The organism is Vibrio sp. B172a (assembly GCF_030248355.1).
In the GTDB taxonomy this organism is placed as follows: Bacteria; Pseudomonadota; Gammaproteobacteria; order Enterobacterales; family Vibrionaceae; genus Vibrio; species Vibrio owensii.
In genome coordinates this window covers 297,572-320,347 of record NZ_JAHGAC010000008.1, presented here as the reverse complement: position 1 = coordinate 320,347, position 22,776 = coordinate 297,572, and the positions used below count along the sequence as shown (strand labels likewise).

At 46.9% G+C, this 22,776-nt stretch carries 21 protein-coding genes; 13 read left to right on the top strand and 8 right to left on the bottom strand.

The window, feature by feature from the left end; translation table 11 throughout:
• Positions 1–64: 64 nt before the first annotated feature.
• The 4 genes from KIT90_RS11340 to KIT90_RS11325 form a co-directional block, all read right to left on the bottom strand.
• Positions 65–1,030: an aldo/keto reductase gene (locus KIT90_RS11340; RefSeq protein ID WP_285376732.1), complete on the bottom strand. Its 966-nt coding sequence runs from the start codon at positions 1,028–1,030 to the stop codon at positions 65–67.
• 176 nt (positions 1,031–1,206) lie between these two features.
• Positions 1,207–1,509 (bottom strand): hypothetical protein, encoded by a 303-nt coding sequence (locus KIT90_RS11335; RefSeq protein ID WP_285376731.1) that lies wholly within the window; start codon positions 1,507–1,509, stop codon positions 1,207–1,209.
• A 50-nt stretch (positions 1,510–1,559) separates the two neighbouring features.
• Positions 1,560–2,228 carry an NAD(P)H-dependent oxidoreductase gene (locus tag KIT90_RS11330; RefSeq protein WP_285376730.1) on the bottom strand — a complete coding sequence of 223 codons (669 nt, stop codon included), beginning with the start codon at positions 2,226–2,228 and terminating at the stop codon, positions 1,560–1,562.
• The gene (locus KIT90_RS11325; protein WP_285376729.1) at positions 2,228–3,175 is read right to left on the bottom strand and encodes an ankyrin repeat domain-containing protein; all 948 of its coding nucleotides are present in this window, start codon (positions 3,173–3,175) and stop codon (positions 2,228–2,230) included. The genes KIT90_RS11330 and KIT90_RS11325 overlap by 1 nt, the downstream gene beginning before the upstream one ends.
• A 105-nt stretch (positions 3,176–3,280) precedes the next feature.
• Here KIT90_RS11325 and KIT90_RS11320 point away from each other — a divergent pair, with 105 nt between their 5' ends.
• The 8 genes from KIT90_RS11320 (at position 3,281) to KIT90_RS11285 (ending at position 11,782) form a co-directional block, all read left to right on the top strand.
• Positions 3,281–4,183 carry a LysR family transcriptional regulator gene (locus KIT90_RS11320; protein ID WP_285376728.1) on the top strand — a complete coding sequence of 301 codons (903 nt, stop codon included), beginning with the start codon at positions 3,281–3,283 and terminating at the stop codon, positions 4,181–4,183.
• Positions 4,184–4,278: 95 nt separating this feature from the next.
• A complete protein-coding gene (locus KIT90_RS11315; protein WP_005374689.1) occupies positions 4,279–4,524 on the top strand; it encodes a DUF3297 family protein in 246 nt (81 codons plus the stop codon).
• Positions 4,525–4,750: 226 nt separating this feature from the next.
• Positions 4,751–5,461 carry an ABC transporter ATP-binding protein gene (locus tag KIT90_RS11310; protein ID WP_285376727.1) on the top strand — a complete coding sequence of 237 codons (711 nt, stop codon included), beginning with the start codon at positions 4,751–4,753 and terminating at the stop codon, positions 5,459–5,461.
• Positions 5,448–7,958, top strand: coding sequence for an ABC transporter permease (locus KIT90_RS11305; RefSeq protein WP_285376937.1), 2,511 nt, complete (start codon positions 5,448–5,450; stop codon positions 7,956–7,958). The genes KIT90_RS11310 and KIT90_RS11305 overlap by 14 nt, the downstream gene beginning before the upstream one ends.
• Positions 7,958–9,076, top strand: a complete 1,119-nt coding sequence (locus tag KIT90_RS11300; RefSeq protein ID WP_285376726.1) for a lipocalin-like domain-containing protein — start codon at positions 7,958–7,960, stop codon at positions 9,074–9,076. Before KIT90_RS11305 ends, KIT90_RS11300 begins: the two co-directional genes overlap by 1 nt.
• Before the next feature lie 82 nt (positions 9,077–9,158).
• Positions 9,159–10,010: a helix-turn-helix domain-containing protein gene (locus KIT90_RS11295; RefSeq protein ID WP_010453807.1), complete on the top strand. Its 852-nt coding sequence runs from the start codon at positions 9,159–9,161 to the stop codon at positions 10,008–10,010.
• An 86-nt stretch (positions 10,011–10,096) separates the two neighbouring features.
• The gene (locus KIT90_RS11290) at positions 10,097–11,449 is read left to right on the top strand and encodes an MATE family efflux transporter (protein ID WP_285376725.1); all 1,353 of its coding nucleotides are present in this window, start codon (positions 10,097–10,099) and stop codon (positions 11,447–11,449) included.
• Between the two features lie 66 nt (positions 11,450–11,515).
• On the top strand, positions 11,516–11,782 hold the full coding sequence (locus KIT90_RS11285; RefSeq protein ID WP_285376724.1) for a DUF2999 family protein: 267 nt from the start codon (positions 11,516–11,518) through the stop codon (positions 11,780–11,782).
• 111 nt (positions 11,783–11,893) lie between these two features.
• On the opposite strand, the gene KIT90_RS11280 is transcribed toward KIT90_RS11285, so the two are convergent.
• The gene (locus KIT90_RS11280; protein ID WP_285376723.1) at positions 11,894–12,481 is read right to left on the bottom strand and encodes a GNAT family N-acetyltransferase; all 588 of its coding nucleotides are present in this window, start codon (positions 12,479–12,481) and stop codon (positions 11,894–11,896) included.
• 91 nt (positions 12,482–12,572) lie between these two features.
• Positions 12,573–13,436: an AraC family transcriptional regulator gene (locus KIT90_RS11275; protein WP_285376721.1), complete on the bottom strand. Its 864-nt coding sequence runs from the start codon at positions 13,434–13,436 to the stop codon at positions 12,573–12,575.
• 184 nt (positions 13,437–13,620) lie between these two features.
• On the opposite strand from KIT90_RS11275, the gene KIT90_RS11270 reads away from it, so the two are divergent.
• Together KIT90_RS11270 and KIT90_RS11265 are read left to right on the top strand one after the other, a co-directional pair.
• Complete coding sequence (locus KIT90_RS11270; protein WP_285376719.1) at positions 13,621–14,520, top strand: GyrI-like domain-containing protein; 900 nt, start codon at positions 13,621–13,623, stop codon at positions 14,518–14,520.
• Between the two features lie 291 nt (positions 14,521–14,811).
• The gene (locus KIT90_RS11265) at positions 14,812–15,909 is read left to right on the top strand and encodes a YdcF family protein (RefSeq protein ID WP_285376718.1); all 1,098 of its coding nucleotides are present in this window, start codon (positions 14,812–14,814) and stop codon (positions 15,907–15,909) included.
• Positions 15,910–15,986: 77 nt separating this feature from the next.
• On the opposite strand, the gene KIT90_RS11260 is transcribed toward KIT90_RS11265, so the two are convergent.
• Positions 15,987–16,409 (bottom strand): organic hydroperoxide resistance protein, encoded by a 423-nt coding sequence (locus KIT90_RS11260; protein ID WP_042600226.1) that lies wholly within the window; start codon positions 16,407–16,409, stop codon positions 15,987–15,989.
• 137 nt (positions 16,410–16,546) lie between these two features.
• Between KIT90_RS11260 and KIT90_RS11255 the strand changes: the two genes are divergently transcribed.
• The 3 genes from KIT90_RS11255 (at position 16,547) to ahpF (ending at position 19,608) form a co-directional block, all read left to right on the top strand.
• The gene (locus KIT90_RS11255) at positions 16,547–17,005 is read left to right on the top strand and encodes a MarR family winged helix-turn-helix transcriptional regulator (protein WP_285376715.1); all 459 of its coding nucleotides are present in this window, start codon (positions 16,547–16,549) and stop codon (positions 17,003–17,005) included.
• 305 nt (positions 17,006–17,310) lie between these two features.
• Positions 17,311–17,868: an alkyl hydroperoxide reductase subunit C gene (ahpC, locus tag KIT90_RS11250; protein ID WP_005374632.1), complete on the top strand. Its 558-nt coding sequence runs from the start codon at positions 17,311–17,313 to the stop codon at positions 17,866–17,868.
• Between the two features lie 171 nt (positions 17,869–18,039).
• Positions 18,040–19,608: an alkyl hydroperoxide reductase subunit F gene (gene ahpF / locus KIT90_RS11245; RefSeq protein ID WP_005374617.1), complete on the top strand. Its 1,569-nt coding sequence runs from the start codon at positions 18,040–18,042 to the stop codon at positions 19,606–19,608.
• A gap of 467 nt (positions 19,609–20,075) precedes the next feature.
• On the opposite strand, the gene KIT90_RS11240 is transcribed toward ahpF, so the two are convergent.
• Complete coding sequence (locus KIT90_RS11240) at positions 20,076–20,759, bottom strand: hypothetical protein (protein WP_285376713.1); 684 nt, start codon at positions 20,757–20,759, stop codon at positions 20,076–20,078.
• Between the last annotated feature and the right edge of the window lie 2,017 nt (positions 20,760–22,776).

Here is a 22,776-nt window from a genome sequence, read left to right as displayed (position 1 = left end):
GGAAACAAAAAGCCCATCACTCGTTCAACAAATGATGGGATAAATGCGGGACACAGTAAAAGACTTAAACCAGTGTCGCGCCTTTGAAAGCACCAATCGGAGCAATTTCATCAAGCTTCGCAATGGTTTCTTGGCTCAAAGTGACGTTTAGAGCACCCAAGTTTTCATCAATGCGAGAGGTTTTACGACTACCCGGAATTGGGATGATGTTATCGCCTTGCGCGACCAACCATGCCAAAGCAAGTTGTGCTGGAGTTATGTCATACTCAGCGGCAATACTCTTGATCTCTTCTAGGCGCGCTAAATTGCTTGTGAAGTTATCGCCCTGCATTTTTGGGTTGTTGTTGCGAAAATCATTTTCGTCCAACTCTTTGACCTGACCAGTCAGAAAACCAGCACCAAGTGGCGACCAACAAACCAGCGCAGCACCGATTTGGTTTACTGCAGGTAGGATGTCCGTTTCCGCTTCACGACGGAACAGTGAATATTCGTATTGCACCGCCGAGATTGGGTGGATTTCATTAGCGCGCAACACTTGCTCTGCAGTGACGTTAGACAGACCAATCGCTTTTACTTTCCCCGCTTTCACAGCGTCTGCCATTGCAGCGACCGTTTCTTCGAGCGGAATTTGTGGATCTAGGTAGTGTGCGTAAAGTAGGTCGATTTGTTCCACCCCCAAACGCTCTAGGCTGTTATCAATCGCACGAGCAACATACTCTTTTGTACCATTGATGGTTAAAGGAAACCCCCAACCAGTATCTAGCGTGCTACCTGTTTGGCCTTCTTCAAACACGATGCCAAATTTAGTCGCAATAAACGCTTTTTGATTGGTTTGCGCGATGGCTTTTTTGATCAAATCTTCGTTGTGCCCTGCACCGTAAGCGTCAGCCGTGTCGATCATCATGCCTTGTTCAATAGCATGAACCAGAGTTTGCACCGCCACTGCGTCATCACTTTCACCGTAATAGCCCTCAAGACCCATTGCGCCGTAACCGATTTGTTTGATTGCTGCAAAGTTGCTATTTGACATGATTCTTCTCCAATTCTTTTGCTGCTGACCTCAGCAACAAAACGCGATTTGTGTGTTTCGAGTCGCCCCGATTGCTTGGTAATAAGATTAGCAACGCATGGAGAAGGAGGATTGAAGATTGTTGCCTGAAGATTTGTACTTTATTGCACAGCGATAATACAAACCTTCAGGCCAGATTAGATACACAACATACTACGAATGATTCGGTGTGCTTCTGCTAAATCGTCAAGACTGCCAGATGCGATCACTTCTAGTGGCTTTCTACCTTCAAAGAACACGCTTTTGCTTGCGCTGTTCATAAAGGTTTTGCGTGCTTCTGATTGGCGGAAAAGCAGCTGCAAACACTCTTCAATTGCCAAGATATGCCGCTCACGTTGCAGCGCTTCTTGTTCATCCATATCGCTTGGTAAAATCTTGGCGATTTGGTTCTTATTCGCACCCCACATGATCAGGGTTTGATGTGTTTTTTCTGAGTTCATAGTGGACTCCCAACTAAGTTGAAAAAGCCGACTTCCGTGTGCTGAAGGATTTAGTACTGACCAATTTTGATCGAAGGTTCTTCAAAGATAGACGTGAGTCGCTGCGCATAATTGTCTAGCTCAGCTTTGCGTTCGTCTTCAGTTTTTCTTGCTGGGCCAAATACCTTATGCGGCTCAAGCACAGAGAAGCCATTGAACTCAAACACACCGCGATGAACTGGACGAAGAATCGCATCTAAATCACCATTCCACCCGTCTTTAACATACAGCTCTTCTGGGCCACCCATGGTGACACTGACCATGGCTTTTTTGCCTTTGTAAACGCCATTTTCATAGAAGCGACCTCCACCATATGTACGCCCCATTGCAAACACACGATCCACCCAACCTTTGAGCATGGCTGGCATCCCAAACCACCAAAGTGGGAATTGGAAGATCACCAGATCACACCATTCGAGCTTTTGAATTTCAGCCTCAATCTCGGGGGCGAAGCCATCATTATCGGTCGCGTACATCTCTTCTAACTGCTGTTTGAAGAACTCCGGATCGTTGGTCGTCGTGAAGTTATGGCGACCCGAAACAGGATCAAAGTTCATCGCGTGTAAGTCCGATGTTTTGACCTTATGCCCTGCGCCTTCTAACGCTTCAATTGCTGTTTGGAACATTGCGCCGTTAAAGCTCTTCGGTTCTGGGTGCCAGTAAACAACAAGTACATTCATTATTTGTTCTCCAATAATTCAACAATCTCGGCGTAGTGGTATTCTTTCGCAAGCTCGAGTGGTGTTTTGCCGTCAAAGCCTTTTAATGCCAACTCTGCTCCAGCTTCAATAAGGGCTTTCGCTGCATCGGTGTGTCCGTGCCAAACCGCGTCATGCAAAGGGGTGTAGCCGTTATTTGGCCCCTGTGCGTTTAACGTTTCATGGAATCCAGCGTAGTTAGCCAACACTTGAATCACATCAGCACGACCGTTATAGGCGGCTTTATGCAGTGGGATCGCTTTCATGTAATGATCGGGAATGGTTTGATCACCCCCTTTCTCCATCAATATATGTAAGCTCTGGGTATGGCCATCACGTGCGGCAACCATTACTGCCGTGTGTTCATCATTTCCCGATGCATTGACTGGTGATGCTACATTGAGTGTCGACCAATCCTGTAAAGCGTCAAGCGCCGCTACCATTTGCTCATCGCTAGATTGCACGTCTGTCACGACTTGATAAGCAGCCAATTGTGCTTGTTTAGCTGCGAATTTTTGTTGGTAGTCGGCGAATATGTCCTCCATGTCTTTGGCTTGGTGCTGACCAAAAACATCACCTCGGCTCGCGCCAAAGTCGACGAGTTGCGCGGCTTTTGCTCCGAAGGTAGAGACAATCTCGGTGTTCACATCTGGTTGCGCGAGCAGCACTTTCACTATGTCTGGTTTACGATGCCAAACCGCCACCATCAAAGGTGTCACGCCATGCTTTGGTGTTTGAAGATTGATAAACGCGCCCGATTCCACCAACTTGCTTACCCACTGCGTTGAGCTTTGTTGAGCAGCAATGTGCAGTGGTGCGTTTCCCATCACAGGATCGAGTTGGTTTACGTCTGCCCCCTGCTCAATCAATCCAACAAACTGCTCATAGTGATTATCGACAATGCTTTGGTGTAATGCTGGTAAGTTCATGATGACCTCGTTGCTGCTGCTCTTTGCTTCAATGGGGATAGTATTGAACAAAATTTCATTAACCTGTAGATTGCAAATGGTTACTTTTAAGATGAGTAAAAGTTAATGAAATCACTTCCATCCCAACTTCCTATCTTCATTCAAGTTGCGAAAAATGGCAGCTTTGCCAAAGCAGCTCGAGCGCTGGGGATCTCCGCACCGGCGGTCAGTAAAGCGATCACCAAGCTCGAAGAAGAGTGGCAAGTGAAACTGTTTTTTCGCTCATCTCACTCATTGAGTTTGACGCAAACAGGCCAACAACTTTTCGATGAGTTAACCCCTTCTTTGGAAGCGATTCAAAACACCATTACACAGCTTTCCGATACTGAGCAAAGTTCCGGCGGAACGGTAAAAGTGAATCTACCCGCAAGCTCAATAGGGCGAGAACATATCTTGCCGCTGGTAATCGAATTCATGGAAATCTACCCAGACGTGACCTGTGAGCTGCATTTTGATGATAGGAATGTTGATTTGGTTGAGCATGGTTTTGACCTCGGTATCGGCACAGCCATAAACCAAGATTCACGCTTGATTGCTCGTCCTTTGTTAACTCAAGATGTCGGTATCTATGCCTCTCCAGATTATTTGCAAAAGTACGGAGAGCCAAAGAGCATAGAGGCGTTAAGCCACCACAAGTGTTTACCTATTCGATCACTCACAACTGGACGTTTCCATTACTGGCGAATCAACGAAGGGGGCAACGCAAAGCTCTATGAGCCCAGTGGCAAGCTGATCATGAATAACTTCGCTGCAGCGAAACAAGCCGCGCTGGCAGGAGCAGGGATCACTATGCTAGGCAGTTGGTTATTTAAAGAGGAATTACGCCAGCAGACCATCGTCCCTATCTTGCAGCCTTATTGGGGAGAACCTGCCACCATTTGGGTCTATTATTCTTCAAGGCAGTACTTACCCAATCGAGTTCGTTTGCTTATTGACTACTTGATCGAAAACATACACCGTGTTGCCTAAGTAAGGATGTCATTAAACGCGATGAGAATCCTTGAACACTCGCCTTGCACTGACTACAATGGCGCACTTTTTTTAATGACTTCAAGGTCACAAACATGACAGATACAGCTAAACCAGCTCTACCAGATCGCCTAGCGGGTAACCCACGTAGCCCATTCTTCATCAAAGAATGCTTCGAGCACCAAATCGGTATTCGTATCAACGGCCAAGAGCGTACTGACGTAGAAGAATACTGCATCAGCGAAGGTTGGGTAAAAATTGCTTCTCCTAAAGCAAAAGACCGTTTCGGTAACCCAATGCTAATCAAACTTAAAGGCGAAGTTGAAGCGTACTACGTGTAAGCTGACCACGCTGAATGTATTTGAAAGCTCGAGTCTGACTCGGGCTTTTTTAATGCCTGTCATATCCCTTCCTCATTTAATCTCTTCCCTCTTCTTTTCAGTACAAGTTATTAAGAAATCGATGTAAATCGCTGTTTTTATCTGATTGTTGTCTAAAGTTTCTAAAGAACGAACAGCAATAAGCATTGCCAAAAGAAACGACACCTTTTGAATACAGGGAGAGGAAATGGAAAGCCCACTTGTCACACTCAAACACGCCAGCAAAAGCTTTGTTGATGGCAAAGAGACACATCGCGTGTTGGAAGGGGTCGACTTTACGTTGAACACAGGAGCGAGTGTTGCGCTGACGGGCGCAAGTGGCAGCGGCAAAAGTACCTTACTCAATGTCATCGCTGGCTTTGAGCCGCTTTCCGAAGGTGAGTTGTGGTTAGATGGCGATAACACAGCGGCTTGGAAAAACCCACAATGGAGCCGATTTCGACACCAAAAACTCGGTGTTATCTTCCAGCAATTCAACTTGTTAACGCCGCTCAACGTGCAGCAGAACATCGCCTTCCCTCTGCATTTGAATCAACAGAAATGGAACGACTGGTGCGATTATTTGGTCGAGACTCTAGGCATCAGCCAACTGCTCGATAGACATGTTTCTGCCCTTTCCGGAGGTCAACAACAGCGAGTCGCTATTGCGCGCGCATTAGCACACAAACCTAAACTGCTACTTGCTGATGAACCCACAGGTAACCTCGACCAAAAAGCGGGGTTAGAAGTGATGAAGCTACTCAGTGAAATCGCCACCCAAGGCAATACGGCAGTGCTGCTAGTCACCCACAGTCCTGACTGCGCGGAGTTTATGAAAACACGGCTGCGATTGGATAATAGTCAGCTACAGAACAGTCATCAAGTAAACAAACATGAGCTTCGTCATGAAGCAAGCTAAGCTATCAAACACCAGATTTACTCATACTCGACTCGCCCTGAATCTGTTTGTAGCGCACTATCGGCAGGCGCCACTGCAAGCCGCCGCAATTCTGATCGGTATCGTGCTGGCTGTGACCTTGTTTGTTGCGGTACAAGCCATCAACCTCAATGCCAAGCGCAGTTATGCGGAGTCTACCGAGCAGCTTAGCGCACAAGCTCAGAACTTAATTATTCCACCCGCAGGGCAAAACTATCTGCCCGAATCGCTCTACTTCACCCTCAGACAAAACGGACTCAGTGCAACACTACCGGTAATCGAAGGGCGAGTGAGAGACGAACAAGGTCGACGTTGGTCAGTGCAAGGTAGTGAGTTGATTGCCGCCATCTCTTCACGTTCGCGCTATTCATCGGATAGTGAGCAGAACGCGTCTTTGTTCGACAGTGTTTTACCTTTAGCTGAGCTTTTAGCTGGCAAGCCAATCGTGATGATGAGCCAATCTCAACATCAAAACTTAGGGGAGGTAGAAACCCTAACTCTGGACGACATTCCAACCCAAGTAGTGGTGCTACCTGACGACTGGCAGTTAGGTAGCCGAATGTTGATGGACATTGGCTTTGCCCAGCAACTACTCAATAAACAAGGACAGCTCAGTTACATTGCGGTTTTCCATTCGGGTGATAAAGGGAATAAAGACACGCAAGCAAATTGGCAAAGCATCATTGGCGAGCAAGGACAATGGATTTCCAATAACCAAAGTACAGACCTTGGCTCACTGACCGACAGCTTTCACCTCAACCTCACCGCAATGAGCTTACTCGCGTTTTTAGTCGGGCTGTTCATCGCTTACAACGGCGTAAAGTACAGCTTGCTGAAACGCAATCGGCTGTTAGTGCAAATTCAACAGGCGGGTGTTGCGCCGAGCATTGTGTTCTCTGCGCTGTTAGTTGAACTCGCGACTCTCGTTACCATCGGCGCTTCCCTCGGTTTTGTATTGGGCATGCAGCTTAGCCACTGGTTGCATCCGACCGTGGCACTGACTCTGGAACAACTTTATGGTGCGACACTGCTGCCCGGAACTTGGCAGTGGCAATGGTGGGCGCAAGCGCTGCTGCTCACGTTAGCCGCCACCCTATTAGCATGTTGGCAGCACTTTAAACAGCGAGTGCGCCAGCCGCTTTCCTCTCATGGTGGATTTTATCAAGCGCCGGAAGCCTCTAACGAAAGCCAATTGTTCTTGATAGGTGCTGCGTTGACGGCTCTCGCACTCGCAGGGTTATGGTTGAGTGAGCATCACCGCTTCACCATGGCGTGGCTCGGCGTGCTTGTGGTGTCGATTCCTTTGTACCTACCCAAAACACTCAGCGTGTTAGCCAATTGGTGTGAAAAGCGCACCACTTCCGGTTTGATGCAGTATCTGTTTGCCGAGCTACGCGAGCTGATTTCTCCGCTTTCTCTCGCCATGATGGCACTGCTACTCGCCGTTACTGCCAATATGGGGATGAACACGCTAGTTGGCAGCTTTGAATCCACCCTAAAACAGTGGTTAGAACAAAGGCTACACGCCGACATTTACGTCAGCCCTGCCCAAGGAGAAATCGCTGATGTAGAGCGAGCATTAGGGCAGTTCGACAAGGTTGAGACCGTCTACAAGCAATACTACGTCGACGATAACCTGCAAGGCTTACCAATTTTGCTTGGCACCAAAGACAAAGACACCTTAGAGCAAACCATGGTGTTCAAATCGCATTTGGAGAACTTCTGGCAGCGCTTTTACCAAGGTGAGTTAGTCGCTATCAGTGAACCAACCGCGGTCAAACTGGGTTTATCACTGGGTAGCGCGCTCACGCTTGATGCCGTTCCAAATAAGAACCTGCTTGTGGGTGCGGTATTCCATGATTACGGCTCACCCAACGGTGAAGTGTTATTAGCCCCCAAATTATGGCAAGAGAGTGGCTTTACCGACCTGCCAACAAGCCTTGGTATTAAAGTCTCGGGGGACCCACAAATCGTCTACGAGCAACTGCGCGAGCAACTGAATCTGCATCCAAGTCAGCTCTACGATCAGGCGCAAATCAAATCCATCGCGTTGGATATATTCTCGCAGACCTTCGCCATTACGCGTGCGCTCAACGGCGTGACGTTGATGGTCGCGGTGATTGGCTTGTTCAGTGCTTGTTTCATGTTGCTCGACGCGCGTAAAGCCGCTATTGCAAGGCTGTATGCACTTGGCGTTAGTCGTCGTAAATTAATGACCATGGTGGTCGGACAGATCGTCGCTTTGGTCAGTTTTACTCTGGTTATTGCCCTGCCCCTCGGAGCCATGGTGGGTTATGTGCTGACAGACATCGTCACCTTGCGCGCTTTTGGTTGGAGCCTAAATTATCTGTGGAATTGGAGTGATGCCCTCAGTATTGCGGCGATCACCATATTGGTGGCGGTGATTGCTACCTTGATTCCACTGTGGCGATTGGTCAGCAAGCCTGTCGTATCCAGTTTGCAAAGCGAGGTGTTGTGATGGTTCGATTAGCAAGCACACTTACTCTATTCATGAGCAGTCTGTTCCTGTTCGGTTGTGAAGATCCCCAACAACAAAATATGGGCACGTTGCTGGGCAGTGGAGATATGCAAAGCGAGAGCAACCTATTCACACCCGTAGAAAAAGGGGTTGAACTCACCTTTCCTACCGATCATCAAGCACACCCGGATTTTCGTCATGAATGGTGGTACTTAACCGCTAACTTAATTGATGAAGATGGCACTCCACTTGGCGTTCAGTGGACACAATTTCGCTTTGCTGCTGCGCCGCCACCACCGCCAAGGGGCGAAGATGACGCGAAGAAAACCGATTGGCAAACTCAGCAAATCTACATGGCGCACAGCGCAGTCACGACCGCGGACAAACACTACGCTGATGAAAAATGGTCACGCGCTCAAGCTTCTCTCGCAGGCGTCGACACTTCACCATTTCGGGTTTACCTCGATGATTGGCAGTGGACTTCTTCAACCACCGATCTCTTCCCTGCCACATTGAAGGCGAACTCCGAACAGTTTGGCTATTCGCTGACGCTTACCAGCACTGCGCCTTATCAAAAGCAAGGCGAGCAAGGTTACAGTACCAAAAGTGGCGACGGTCAGGTGGCTTCGTATTACTACAGCCAACCGTTTATTGATGTCTCCGGTGAAGTCACGATCGACGGCAAAACCCATCAAGTGTCGGGCAAAGGTTGGATAGATCGAGAGTGGAGCTCGCAATTCTTACTCGACTCACAACAAGGCTGGGACTGGTTTGCCCTAAGATTGAGTGACGACACCAACTTGGTGGTGTTCCAATTGCGTGATTCTAAAACCGGCTCAGCCAGTTACTCCAGTGCAAGGCTGATGCAGCAAGATGGTTCTGGCATCGCTATCCCACAGAAAGACATTCAGTTAGAGGCGACCAAGCAAACAGAAATCCAAGGTCGCAATTATCCAACCCAGTGGCAAGTGTCGATTCCAAATCAGAAAATTGAGCTTACGGTTTCTGCACTCAACCCGAACGCGAAAATGCCCCTTTCGGTGCCTTATTGGGAAGGCCCGGTGCGTATTGAGGGCTCTCATTCTGGGACTGGTTATATGGAACTCACTGGCTACTGAGGACAAAAATTTCCGTGCACAACCTTGGTTATTCGATTCATAATGACGAAGTCCTCATCCCCAAGAGCTGTTGAATGCCCTCATGAGCAATATGATTTCGCCAATCCGACAAGTGCGACTCATTTTAGGTGAGCCGTGTCGAGCGCTTGAATTTTCAGACATCCAAGAAGACCCATACATCGAACCGCATCGTCACGAGTACTGGGAAATTGTTTGGTGCTTGGATAATAGCGGAACGCAGAGCGTCGACTTCGTCGAATACCAAAACCGCGTTGGTCGCTTGTTTACCATTTCACCAGGACAGGTTCACCATTCCGAGTTCATGGGTAATAACATTCGCATGTTGATATTCCGCCCCGGCTTTGCTGAAACCAATCCACGCAGCACACAGTTGGTGAATAGCGTCTTTTCTACGATTGAGCGACCGCCGTACCTCGACTGCAGCGACGAGGGTTTTCCCTACCTAGAATCGATTTACACTCTAATCAAAGAAGAGTGTGAAAGAGAGGATTGTGATTGGGACCTTGTCGAATCGCTCATCAACAGCTTTCTACGCTATGCGTTACGCTTTGCTAAAACACCATCCCAGAAAGGGGAGCAGAAAGACGCTCGCATCGTTCAGTTGACCGAATTAATCGAACTGCACTATCGCGAACAAAAGAAATGCCAGTTTTACTCCGATGCATTAGCCCTTACCAGCAAACGTCTAAACGAGTTAGTGAAAGCAGACAGAGGCAAGACGGTCACTCAACTGATTCATGATCGAATCATATTAGAAGCCAATCGAGAGCTGGTGTTTTCGACGAAAACCGTCAAGACCATAGCGTTTGAATTGGGCTTTGATGACCCTGCGTATTTCAGCCGCTTCTATCGAAAACAAAAAGGAGAAACGCCAGCGGAATTTCGTCACCGATGTTTAGATAGTGCAATATAATGGGCGGATAATCCCTTTTCGCTACGCTTGAATGTACTGATAATACCCGAACATAAATCCACCACATTCAGGTATTTTTCTAATCCATGGCTATCAATCTAAAAACTGATCCCATTTCAAAATCCTTTTATCAGTATCTATGGCCAGCGCTCACTGGAATGGTGATTAAGTCACTGTTCATCATGGGTGATGCGTTATTTATCGGTTTAGGCGTCGGGCCCGATGGGCTTGGTGCTATTGCCTTGGTGATTCCACCTTTTTCTATTTTTACTGCCATCGCCATGATGGTTGGCATTGGTGGCGCCGCCAAAATGTCGATAGAAATAGGCAAAGGCAACACGGAATCCAGCCAGATGTGGTTCAGCCAATCCATGTTGATCACCACTTTGTTATCCACCATCACGGTAACGCTCGCTCTCATTTGGTTGGATGAATTGATTGCCTTGATGGGCGCTTCAGGCAACTTGGCTCAGCTTGCTCATGATTACCTGATCGTGCTGCTACCCTTCTTTGTTCTTTACTCACTGGCTTGGGTGTTGTCTTGCTTTGTGCGTAACGACACCAACCCTAAATTGGCCACCTATGCGATGTCGATTGGTGCCATTACCAACCTTGCTTTTGATTACCTGTTTATCATCGAGATGAACATGGGAATGAAAGGCGCAGCGTATGGTACGGCCATTGCTCAAGCGGTCATCGCACTGATTTTGTTGACTCATTTCGTGCGTAAGAAAGGAGCATTAGAATTCAGTCTGAAAGGCATCGGCTTAAGCAAGACTAAAGAGATCTTAAGCATCGGTACTCCGACTTTCTTTATCGAAGTCACATCCGCGATGACCATCGTCTTGTTCAACTATGTTTTGCTGAGCCAATTCGGTGAAAGCCACATCATCGCTTATGGGTTAACCACCAATGTCGGTGTATTCGCTTTGTTTGTGATGGTCGGTATCGCGCAAGCTTGTCAGCCAATCATCAGCTTTAACCACGGCGCAGGGCGACCAGAACGCATTGACGAGATTCTAAAACTGGGGATGAAAGCAGCCATGGGCAGCGGCACAGTCTTTCTTTTAGGAATCTGGCTGTCAGCACCACTGATTGCCTCGATTTACTTGGGTGACTCAAATGACTTAATCCCAATCGCCGCAAGCGCACTGACGTTCTACTTTTTCGGCGTCCCTTTGATGGGGTTAAACATGGTGATTGCCAACCTGTTCCAAGCCATTGCCAAGCCAAAACAAGCGACACTTATTTCCTTATGCCGAGGGTTTGTGTTTGTCGCGCTAGGTGTATTGCTACTGCCTAAGTTCTTCCCGCAAGACGGCATTTGGGCGAGCATTGTCTTTGCTGAAACGCTCACCGCGGTGATCAGTTTGAGCATGTTATTCAACTACCGAAAACGCGCAGTGGAGCTAACAACTTCCTTGGCGAGAAGTTCCTAGTTCAACCAAGCTCAGCCAAATGATAAACTCGGGTTCTATTTCATTCTGTGATTAAAAGGAAATGCGATGAACCCGATTATTGCGCTGCTAAAAGAGAACAACATCAGCGATGAGCAAATCAACGAGATTTTTCAGACTCTGACGCAAAACCCTCTAGCGGCAATGGCAACAATCAGCCAACTAGGTTTGCCACAAGACAAGCTACAAATGCTGATGGCGCAAGTGATGCAAAACCCTGCGCTAATTAAAGAAGCCATAGACGAGTTGGGATTGGATTTCTCAAAGGTTGAAGAAGCAAAAGAGAAGCTTCAAAGCCAAAACCAAGGCAACTAAGTCTTAGCCATCTAGCGCTGAATATAGAAAAGGCCGTTAACCCAAACATCTGGGTTAACGGCCTTTTTTGTTCACTACTTTGTTGTTAGCTACTTTTTTGTCAGCTAATTATTAGCGATTTAAAGACGCGAATTGCTCTGCTGTCATGCCGTAGTAAAGTTTATCGTCAAAGCCTTGCTCTAGTTTGTAATAGTCTTTCTGACGACCTTCTTGAATAAAACCATTTTTCTCTAACGTCTTGTAAGAGCCAGCATTAGAAGCGTAGCAATCGGCACTGACTTTATGCGCGTTTAGCTCAGTAAATCCAATCTCGGTCATCATTTGGCAAGCGCGAGTCGCAACGCCTTTACCCCATGCACAAGTTGGTAATTGATAACCCACTTCGTAGTTGCCAGTTAAGAACATCACCGCGGTCACTGCACACATTCCCATGTACTGGCCTTGTTGGTCACGAATCACGAACGTTGGGCTATCTGGCCAAACACCGTCTTTGATCGCTTGTGCCGTATTTTCAATAATAGGGCCAAAGAAACCCTCATACAGGCTTTTATCAGCAGGTACGAAGAACAGATACTGATTGACCTTATCGTCGTTCAGCATCTCGATAATATCTTGTAGATCAGAGCCTTGAATCAGCTGGATAGTCAACGATTCGTTAAATGGGATGGCTTCGCCTTGTTTTAGTTTTTGATATGACATGTGTTACCTCGTTATCTGCTGAAAATAGTAGCCCAGCGGATAAGAGAAAAATTGGATTTTTGCGACAACTTTCGGGCTGATTGGCAATGTATTACGACTCAAAGTCGCCATAGATATCGATGGTTAAGTCGCGCTTTTTCAAGTATTTGCTTGGCGTTTTTCTTAGCTGCTGTTTGAGGGTACGAATCAAATGCGATTGGTCACTAAAACCAAATTGCTGTGAGAAGCTCGCCCAATCAATCGTTTCTTGTTGCTTGTAGAGGGTCAAAATCATCTGCTCCAGACGTGCCATTTGTTGGTATTGCTTGACGCTCAACCCCACCACTTGCTTGAAACTGCGCTCAAGCGTTCTTCGAGAACAGGCGCACTGTTTGGCTATCTCATCAATAGCCATCGCTAACTCAGGTGAACGTAGCGCTTGAGCGTCCATCACGGACACCGCTTTTTTCGATGCCAAAAACGGTTTGGTACGGCAAGGTTCGATATCTAACGCATCTAAATGTCGCTTGATATATTCCAGCAAACATTGCGGTGAATCCTGCAACTCTAACTGCCATAGACCTTGTTGAAAGCGCTCATCAAACGCCGCGTTAAGCCAATCAAACCATTCGCATTGGTTAATTGCAGCTACTTGGGATACATCACTAAACCGTGACTCAATGGCATACAAACCCTCTGGGCGAAAAGTGATGCCGATACGCTTGATGGGAGCCGTATCTTCCAACAACAGCAAGTGTTCGTTAGCCGTTAATAAGTGACAGCCTTTGCCAGCAAGCTTTGTGTCTCCCGTGTCGTAGCTGTAGCCTTGCTCTGGTGGCGTAAAGAGTAAATGAGCACGCGGGTTTGGAATAAGGTGCGGCTTGGGATCAATGACTTCACCCTCTGGCACTTCCAAGTACCAAATTTGATGAATGAGCCATTCGTACTCTGGCAGAGACTGTTTCCAAGCTATCATGATTGTCCTAGCGGTTAGTAAAGATAATGAGCGCAACGTTTTTGCTTAAACATCTGTTAGTTGAGTGTGACTGATTGACGCTCATCTCGCCACGCATTTCTCACCCTGATCCCTTGCAAGCTTGTTGGATTGCGGTAGGCTTTGAGCAGAGAATACAAGCTGAAAAGAACAAGGAAATACCCCGATGCGCGTCGACTACCACCAACGACTGGTTCCTGTGATTCGTTATTTAGAACAACACTTTAATGAGCCACTCAACCTGCCAGAAGTGGCCGCGCTGGCGAACCTTTCTCCTTATCACTTTCATCGTACCTTCAAAGCCGTGCAAGGCGAGACATTGGCCGATTTCATTCGACGTTTGCGTCTAGAAGCCGCCGCCGATGACTTATTCAAATCTAAGCAACCGGTATTGAACATTGCCCTAGAGTACGGATTTTCTAGCTCACAGAGCTTAGCCAAAGCCTTCAAACAACATTATGGCGTTACACCTACGGCCTTTCGTGACTGTGAGAACTACCAGCAGTTTTCTGAATTAGCACGAAACAGCAAGATTGGACACACGTTGCGCAAGAATGGAAACGAAGTAACACCAAGCGATTCATATACTGGCTCTGAACTCACCAAATGGAGCATGACAATGGAAACGCAAAACTTTGAAAAAGCAAAACTGGCTTACATTCGCGTAAACGGCCCTTACGGTCAAGGCTATGAAGAGCCATCAGATCGCCTGTATCAATGGGCAGGAATGAAAGGTTTGGCAGGCAATACCTGCATCTTCATCTACCATGACAATCCTGAAATCACGCCAGACGAGAAGTGTCGCACTGATATCTGCTTGATGGTGCCAGAAGACACGGAAGTTCCGAAAGGTATTGAGCTGCAAGACTTCCCCGGCGGTCAATATGCTGTGATGCGCCAGCACATTACTGACCCGAGCCAATACTCAAAAGCGTGGGATGATGTCATGAGCAAGGTAATTGAATCCGGTATTGAGAACGACGATCGTCCTTGCTTTGAGCTTTACCACAGCTTCGACCCACAAACGCATCATGCAGACGTTAGCTTCTGCACTGCCATCAAATAAACCAAAAGCCTGCATCATTGCAGGCTTTTTCATTTCTTACTCTGGTTGCTTAAATTCGTTCTTCCAAACGCTGTTTATCTTTTAATCCAATTACTTAGAACACGAACGAATACCTCATTATTTTCGTGATCCTACTTCGCGTTTTGACCACGCGCATTCATTCGCTCGGCTGAGTTGGGATTCATTTCACAGATTATTCATGAACCGGACCTAGACTGGCCCCATCCATCGACTTTGTTCGAACTATAAAAACGCGAAACACTAGGTACTACAGCACCTCTAGGACATTCCATGAAGAAGAACTTACTTGCCATTGCTCTTGGTAGCGTGATTGCGCTGACTGCTGCCCCATACTCTATCGCGGCTAACGATGCCGCCGTCCAATCTTCCGCCGACTACTCACAGATCGTCACTAAACGTCAGGTTGTCGACCAGCTTCTCAACGACGCAGTACAAGCATTCAAATCCCCTGCGCGTATCTCCCATGCGGGTTTTACCGCCAAAATGCCGAGCAACATGGAGATTGTTACCGACCGCTTACTAGAAGCCTACAAACTTGAGCCGTACCGTACTGACCTACTGATTTCTGCAGCAAACGCGCAGATCTACAACAAGAATGCAGATCGCGCGATTGAACTGTTTGAACAAGCCCTTTCTGTTGCACCAGACGATGTGGATTTGCATGCTTACTTAGCGGTATGGCAACGCTTTGAGGGCAACCAAGCGGAATCAGCGAAACACATGGCGACACTCACTAAACTCAATGCCGGTAAAGCGGCAGACATCCAACGCATCTTCGACACCGTAGACCGCGTACTCGCTACGCCACTAAAAGAGAAAGCCGATAAAGGCAAACTGGATGCCAAAGGCGCTATAGTCACGTTGGGATACGCGCTGAACCCAGATGGTTCAATGCATCAAATCTTGGTTGAGCGTTTGGAAACCACGCTAGCAATGGCAAAAGCAAACCCAGACGCGTTGATCGTATTGACGGGTGGCGTACCGAAGAACCACAAAACGGAAGGCAAGTTAATGGCAGATTGGCTGATCGAAAAAGGCATCAGCAAAGATCGCATCATTGAAGAAAACTACGCCACCAGCACGGTAGGTAACGCCCTATTCAGCAGCTACGCGTTGGCGCGTCATAACATCAAACACGCGACCATCATAAGCTCAGCGAGCCACGTGCGCCGTGGTCAAACCTTGTTTGAAATAGCAAGCTGGCAAACTGGCCCACAAGGCATCACTTTCGACACTGTAAGCTACCCAGACAAGCCACTGAAAGACTTAGCCAAAGCCAGCGATAGCGAACTGCTTGGTATCTACCGCGATGCACTGCGTACTTACGGCATGTGGAGCTACCGCTCTTACCCGCTAGAGTCGCGTTAAGTATTCTCGACTCATACCAATCAAAAAAGCCTGCGTACTTGCAGGCTTTCTTGTCTTTGTGCAGTGGTAAGAACCGCTTAAATCGCTTCGCCGTTCACCGTTACTGCGACATCAATGTTGCCGCGAACTGCGTTTGAGTATGGGCAAACTTGGTGTGCAATGCGCGTTAGCTCTAGCGCTTGCTCTTGTGGCATGTCTAGCTCTACCGCTAGGCTCACTGTTAGTGCAAAGCCGCCGTTATCGTTAGGACCGATGCCCACTTGCGCTGTTACGGGTGCACTTTTCAGGTTTACTTTACCTTCACGTGCTACGTGCAAAATCGCGTTAGAAAAACATGCTGAATAGCCCGCTGCAAAAAGCTGTTCTGGGTTAGTTGCTGCGCCTGTGCCGCCCATTTCCTTCGGGTATGACAGCTCTAGATCGAGAAGACCGTCATCTGTTTTTACTTGACCATTACGACCAGCCAAAGCGGTAGCTTGAGTTTTGTATAGAGTAGTCATGCGAGTATCCTTCTTAATTTAAGTTGCGCACAATTTAATTGCTTACAATCTTATATCGAAGTAAAGATCGTTTGCAACTATATTGTGCGCAATTTATTTTATAACTCTCTTTCTCTGTGAGCAGGTAGGCAACGCCAATGAGCCAGTGTTACACCGACAACACCATGACCGACGACGATAAACTCTTACTCGAAAACCAAGTTTGCTTCCCGCTCTACAGTGCTGCAAACGCAGTGATCCGAGCTTACCGCCCGTTGTTGGACGAGCTTGATCTGACTTATTCGCAGTACCTAGTGATGATGGTGTTGTGGGAGAAAGACGGTGCCAGCGTGAAAGAATTGGGGTCTCAACTGCATTTGGACTCAGGCACACTCACGCCGCTACTTAAACGCTTAGAAGCAAAAGGCTATGTAGAGCGTGGGCGCAGTGAAACCGATGAACGCGTTCGCGTACTCAACCTAACAGAACAAGGTCATGACCTTAAAGAACAAGCCAAGTCAGTGCCAAACGCCATGATGTGTAAAATCACCTTAGAGCTGGATGAAATGATCATGCTGAAGAAGTTGTGCGGCAAAGTGCTCGATAATCTGAGCTGACAAAATAGACGCATCAGCGTACCCACTCCCTATTAGAAAGAGCCTGCCGAGATGCAGGCTCTTTCGATCTTATTCAGATCATCCACTTAAGGTCATCATCAGTATTCTCTATTGTTACTCTGCCTTCATCTTCAATAAAACCTATCAATGCAAACCCACTTACATCGGATTTCCCTATCAAGTGAAATAGGAAATGGCTATCAATAGGATAGTTACAAGCGATTTTCCTTAAACACACTCCGATGAGAATATACTTTCCGAAAGCAACAACAGCTCAGCTTAAAACATTCAAAGGAAAGTAAATTATGATTAATACTCAAATCAAACCATTTGCAGCTACAGCGTACAAAAACGGCGAATTCGTTGAAGTAACAGAACAAGACGTTCTAGGTAAATGGGCAGTATTCTTCTTCTACCCAGCAGACTTTACGTTTGTATGTCCAACAGAACTGGGCGACCTAGCAGACCACTACGAAGAGCTACAAAAACGTGGCGTAGAAGTTTACTCAGTATCAACTGACACACACTTCACTCACAAAGCATGGCACGACAGCTCAGACACAATCGGTAAGATTCAGTACTACATGCTTGGCGACCAAACAGGCAACATCACAAACAACTTCGGTGTGATGCGTGAAGGTCAAGGTCTTGCAGACCGCGCTACGTTCCTAATCGACCCAGAAGGTACTATCCAAGCAATGGAAATCACTGCTGAAGGTATCGGTCGTGACGCAGAAGACCTACTACGCAAAGTGAAAGCAGCTCAATACGTAGCAGCACACCCAGGCGAAGTTTGCCCAGCTAAATGGAAAGAAGGTGAAGAGACACTAGCTCCATCACTAGACCTAGTTGGCAAAATCTAAGTCACTGAAATTTAAGTTCTAATCAGTTCCGATTTCCTTTTTCTGATTAGAACTGAATTAGAGAGCACTTCAGGTTAGATACCTTGACGACCTTCTGCCTGATTTGCTCTCTCCCCCTCAGGTTTTATCTACAGTAACCACTTTTTAGTTTTAATTAAGGTAGTAACAACTATGTTAGACCAAGCGATCCAACAACAACTCAAACAATATCTGGCTAATGTAAAAGAAGAAGTTCGTTTAGTGGTTAGTCTAGATGAAAGCAAAGCATCGAATGACATTTTGTCTCTAGCGAACCAAATCGCAGAGATGAGCGACCTAATCACCGTTGAGCGTGACGATAACGCAAGCGCACGTAAACCAGTGATGGCGGTAACTAACCCAGCAAAAGGCACAGCACTACGCTTTGCAGGCTTGCCAATGGGTCACGAATTTACCTCTCTAGTATTGGCACTGCTTCACTCTGGCGGTCACCCAATCAAACTAGAACCAGAAGTGATTGAGCAAATCGCAGCACTAGACAAAGATCTAGACGTAGAAATCTTCATTTCACTGTCGTGTCAAAACTGTCCGGACGTGGTTCAAGCGTTCAACATGATGGCGGCAATCAACCCGAAAGTAAAAGCAACCATGATCGACGGTGGCTTGTTCCAAGATGAAGTGAAACAACGCGACATCATGGCCGTACCAAGCGTATTCGTGAACGGTGAGCTATTCGGTCAAGGTCGTATGTCTCTGACTGAAATCCTAAACAAAGTGGATGACGGCGCGAGCGAAAAAGCGGCGAAAGCACTTAGCGAAAAAGACCCATACGACGTACTTGTTGTCGGCGGTGGCCCTGGTGGTAGCGCAGCTGCTCTATACGCCGCTCGTAAAGGTATTCGCACTGGCGTTGTTGCTAAGCGTTTTGGTGGTCAGGTTATGGACACCATGGCAATTGAGAACTTCATTTCGGTAAAACGTACTGAAGGTCCAAAACTGGCGACTGACCTAGCAGAACACCTAAAAGAATACGACGTAGACGTCGTGACTGAGCAACAAGCTGAGAAGCTAATGGGCGCAGCACACACAGAAGATGGTTTGATTCACATCCAACTTGAAAGCGGCGCAACACTGAAGAGTAAGAGTGTCATCCTTAGCCCTGGTGCGCGCTGGCGTGAAATGAACGTTCCGGGTGAGCAAGAGTACCGCAACAAAGGTGTCGCGTACTGCCCACACTGTGACGGCCCACTGTTCAAAGGCAAGAAAACCGCAGTTATCGGTGGTGGTAACTCAGGCATCGAAGCTGCTATCGACCTTGCTGGTATTGTAGAACACGTAACGGTTCTTGAATTCGCAGACGTACTTCGCGCAGACCAAGTACTTATCGACAAAGCGAACTCACTACCAAACGTAGACATCATCACGATGGCGCAAACAACAGAAGTAGTGGGTGACGGTACTCGCGTAACAAGCTTGAAGTACAAAGACCGCAACACAGATGAAATCAAAGAGATTGAACTGTCAGGTATCTTTGTTCAAATCGGCCTAGTACCAAACACAGAATGGCTAAAAGATTCAGAAGTAGCGCTATCTGAGCGCGGCGAAATCGAAGTCGGTAGCCGTGGCGATACTAGCCTAGAAGGTGTGTTCGCAGCGGGTGACGCAACAACCGTTCCTTACAAACAGATCATCATTGCGATGGGTGAAGGTGCAAAAGCAAGCTTAGGCGCATTTGACTACCTAATCCGTAAGCAAGGTTAATCTCCAATTTCTTGAGCACAAAGCGCACGGTGCTGTGTTTTCTTCCCCGGAAAACCAATCGGGGCACCGTGACAGCGATGAGTAACAAGAAATAAAATCAAAAAACCTAGAAGCCCAAAGACTTTGCCAGCAGGTATTAACTGCTGGCTTTTTTGGTTTTTGGGGGGGCTTTCTTGACTCGATGATACTGGATTACTGCCGTTTAGAGACTGAGATATCTTCATAAACCTAGTATTTTTTAGCTAGGGATATTGCCAAGGTAACGGTAGATCCAAGTACATACATAACCCAGCTATAACAACCACGCTTAGTGTCTTCCAAGAAAATTTTATACACACTGTTTTTGTTCGAATTTCTAGAAGCACAATAAACTCCTCCATTACATTGTTTGTAAGGACATTATGTGCAACAAGAACTAATTGTTCTGGACAGAGAAGTCATAATTTTACCTTTTTTGTCCAAGCAACTTAGATGTTTTCCTTTAAGCGTTTTACCTCTAGGTACCTTCGATAATCCTTACTCAGGGCTTCAGCACTTTCAAAACTATCTTCAGAACTTTTACCGGAGTTGAAAACCATCTCAGAGAACTTAATAAATCCACTGCTTTGACCGCTTTGCGGGGACTGGTATGTTATCTGCTGCCATACTCGTTCAATTAGCTTCCAATAAAAGCCTCTTTTTTTGGCTGCCCGTCCTTTTTTCTGTACGTCACTCTTAGTGATACTTACAGCCCGAGTTAGATGGTTTAACTCTATCTGAGGGTCATAGTACGTAAACGTATTGGTTTTAAATTCACCACTCCGTACATATGGTGAATGCATCAAATAAGCAATCTCATCAAAGGTGTTTGGAGCCGTATTTTTTAATGACTCAAACTTCGTTATCAGACTTCTTAATTCAGTTTCTATATCTTCCAAATGGGGAATCAGACCGTAGTTGGACGAGGGGGCTTTCCAGTAATGATATTCAATCGCCAAGTCCAAAACGCACTTTTTCAACTCTTCTGGTGTATGTTCTGATCGCAGCTCTTCTAACATTGCTAGTGCATTGCTTGATCTATTTTTTTCTAGATATCGAATGTGTTCTTTTCCAACCCCATGCGCAAAAGTGTATGCTCGCATAACTGCTTTTTTCTGCTCTTCGTCAAACAATTACGTTCACCCTTTACTTCAATTTTCCTATTACTCATCAAAGTACACGCGAATTCCAAATTAGGTCAAATTAAGTTCCGTCAAATGTTTCAATTAATCAAAACATCAAAACACCAGTATCACAGTACGCTTCAAGCAGACTCTAAGTAATCGCTGAGGCTCCTTCAGAATGACGGAGAGAAAGCACTGAGCTCACAGCAGCAAAGAATAACCCTCCCCCTTGATAACCACATCCAAATGCTTGGCAAACCATGTCGAGAAAAGGGGGAGTTGGAGGGGGTTGCAAGCACCTTACCTAGCATTCAGCATCAAACCAGCAACCCCACCTAACCTCCTCTTGTTTCAAACTCCGAAGCTCTCAACACGCAGAGCTCAAAGGGGAGGAACTGGTTTCGTGTTCGCAGATAGTTCAGTTCACAATGCAACGTCACAACGCGCTGAAAACAGATTCTGAATAATCGCTTAGGCTCCTTCAGAATGACGGTGGGAAACACTGAGCTCACAGCAGAAAAGGACACTCTCCCCCTTGATAACCACATCCAAATGCTTGGCAAACTATGTCGAGAAAAGGGGGAGTTGGAGGGGGTTGTAAGCACATAACCCAAAATTCAACCTCAAACCAGCAACCCCACCTAACCTCCCCTTGTATCAAACCCCGAAGCTCTCAAAGCAACGAGATCAAAGGGGAGGAACTGGTTCTGCATTTGCGGATAATTCAATTCACAACGCAACGTCACAACACGCTGAAAACAGATTCTGAATAATCGCTTAGGCTCCTTCAAAATGATGGTGGGAAACACTGAGCTCACAGCAGAAAAGGATACTCTCCCCCTTGATAACCGCATTCAAATGCTTGGCAAACCATGCCGAGAAAAGGGGGAGTTGGAGGGGGTTGCAAACACATAACCCAACATTCAATTTCAAACCAGCAACCCCACCTAACCTCCCCTTGTATCAAACTCCGAAGCTCTCAAAGCAACGAGATCAAAGGAGAGGGACTGGTTCTGTATTCGCGGGTAATTCAATTCACACTGTCAGCATAACAACGCGCTGAAAGTAGATTCTGAATACTCGCTTAGGCTCCTTCAGAATGACGGTGGGAAAGCACTGAGCTCACAGCAGAGAAGAACACTCTCCCCCTTGATAACCGCATTCAAATGCTTGGCAAACCATGTCGAAAAAAGGGGGGAGTTGGAGGGGGTTGCAAGCACATAACCCAATATTCAGCTTCAAACCACTAACCCCACCTAACCTCCCCTTGTATCAAACTCCGAAGCTCTCAAAGCAACGAGCTCAAAGGGGAGGGACTGGTTCTGCACTCGCGGATAATTCCGTTCACAATGCAACATCACAACACGCTGAAAGTAGATTCTGAATACTCGCTTAGGCTCCTTCAGAATGACGATGGGAAACACTGAACTCACGGCAGCAAAGAATAACCCTCCCCCTTGATAACCACATTCAAATGCTTGGCAAACCATGTCGAGAAAAGGGGGAGTTAGAGGGGGTTGCAAGCACCTAACCCAACATTCAGCCTCAAACCATCAACCCCACCTAACCTCCCCTAGTATCAAACTCCAAAGCTCTCAACACTCCGAAAACAAAGGGGAGGGACTGGTTCTGCATCCGCGGAAAGTTCAATTCACAGTGCAACATCACAACGCGCTGAAAGTAGATTCTGAATTCTCGCTTAGGCTCCTTCAGAATGACGACGGGAAGACGCTGAACTAAAAGCAGAAAAGAAAACCCTCCCCCTTGATAGCCGCATTCAAATGCTCGGCAAATCATGTCGAGAAAAGGGGGAGTTGGAGGGGGTTGTAAGCACATAACCCAACATTCAACCTCAAACCAGCAACCCCACCTAACCTCCCCTTGTATCAAACTCCGAAGCTCTCAAAGCAACGAGATCAAAGGGGAGGAACTGGTTCTGCATTTGCGGATAATTCAATTCACAACGCAACGTCACAACGCGCTGAAAACAGATTCTGAATACTCGCTTAGGCTCCTTCAGAATGAC

What these genes read in the sequence shown, in the direction of transcription:
- KIT90_RS11340 (WP_285376732.1), bottom strand. Translation starts at nt 1,030, where the DNA reads ATGTCAAATAGCAACTTTGCAGCAATCAAACAAATCGGTTACGGCGCA.
- KIT90_RS11335 (WP_285376731.1), bottom strand. Translation starts at nt 1,509, where the DNA reads ATGAACTCAGAAAAAACACATCAAACCCTGATCATGTGGGGTGCGAAT.
- KIT90_RS11330 (WP_285376730.1), bottom strand. Translation starts at nt 2,228, where the DNA reads ATGAATGTACTTGTTGTTTACTGGCACCCAGAACCGAAGAGCTTTAAC.
- KIT90_RS11325 (WP_285376729.1), bottom strand. Translation starts at nt 3,175, where the DNA reads ATGAACTTACCAGCATTACACCAAAGCATTGTCGATAATCACTATGAG.
- KIT90_RS11320 (WP_285376728.1), top strand. Translation starts at nt 3,281, where the DNA reads ATGAAATCACTTCCATCCCAACTTCCTATCTTCATTCAAGTTGCGAAA.
- KIT90_RS11315 (WP_005374689.1), top strand. Translation starts at nt 4,279, where the DNA reads ATGACAGATACAGCTAAACCAGCTCTACCAGATCGCCTAGCGGGTAAC.
- KIT90_RS11310 (WP_285376727.1), top strand. Translation starts at nt 4,751, where the DNA reads ATGGAAAGCCCACTTGTCACACTCAAACACGCCAGCAAAAGCTTTGTT.
- KIT90_RS11305 (WP_285376937.1), top strand. Translation starts at nt 5,448, where the DNA reads ATGAAGCAAGCTAAGCTATCAAACACCAGATTTACTCATACTCGACTC.
- KIT90_RS11300 (WP_285376726.1), top strand. Translation starts at nt 7,958, where the DNA reads ATGGTTCGATTAGCAAGCACACTTACTCTATTCATGAGCAGTCTGTTC.
- KIT90_RS11295 (WP_010453807.1), top strand. Translation starts at nt 9,159, where the DNA reads ATGAGCAATATGATTTCGCCAATCCGACAAGTGCGACTCATTTTAGGT.
- KIT90_RS11290 (WP_285376725.1), top strand. Translation starts at nt 10,097, where the DNA reads ATGGCTATCAATCTAAAAACTGATCCCATTTCAAAATCCTTTTATCAG.
- KIT90_RS11285 (WP_285376724.1), top strand. Translation starts at nt 11,516, where the DNA reads ATGAACCCGATTATTGCGCTGCTAAAAGAGAACAACATCAGCGATGAG.
- KIT90_RS11280 (WP_285376723.1), bottom strand. Translation starts at nt 12,481, where the DNA reads ATGTCATATCAAAAACTAAAACAAGGCGAAGCCATCCCATTTAACGAA.
- KIT90_RS11275 (WP_285376721.1), bottom strand. Translation starts at nt 13,436, where the DNA reads ATGATAGCTTGGAAACAGTCTCTGCCAGAGTACGAATGGCTCATTCAT.
- KIT90_RS11270 (WP_285376719.1), top strand. Translation starts at nt 13,621, where the DNA reads ATGCGCGTCGACTACCACCAACGACTGGTTCCTGTGATTCGTTATTTA.
- KIT90_RS11265 (WP_285376718.1), top strand. Translation starts at nt 14,812, where the DNA reads ATGAAGAAGAACTTACTTGCCATTGCTCTTGGTAGCGTGATTGCGCTG.
- KIT90_RS11260 (WP_042600226.1), bottom strand. Translation starts at nt 16,409, where the DNA reads ATGACTACTCTATACAAAACTCAAGCTACCGCTTTGGCTGGTCGTAAT.
- KIT90_RS11255 (WP_285376715.1), top strand. Translation starts at nt 16,547, where the DNA reads ATGAGCCAGTGTTACACCGACAACACCATGACCGACGACGATAAACTC.
- ahpC (WP_005374632.1), top strand. Translation starts at nt 17,311, where the DNA reads ATGATTAATACTCAAATCAAACCATTTGCAGCTACAGCGTACAAAAAC.
- ahpF (WP_005374617.1), top strand. Translation starts at nt 18,040, where the DNA reads ATGTTAGACCAAGCGATCCAACAACAACTCAAACAATATCTGGCTAAT.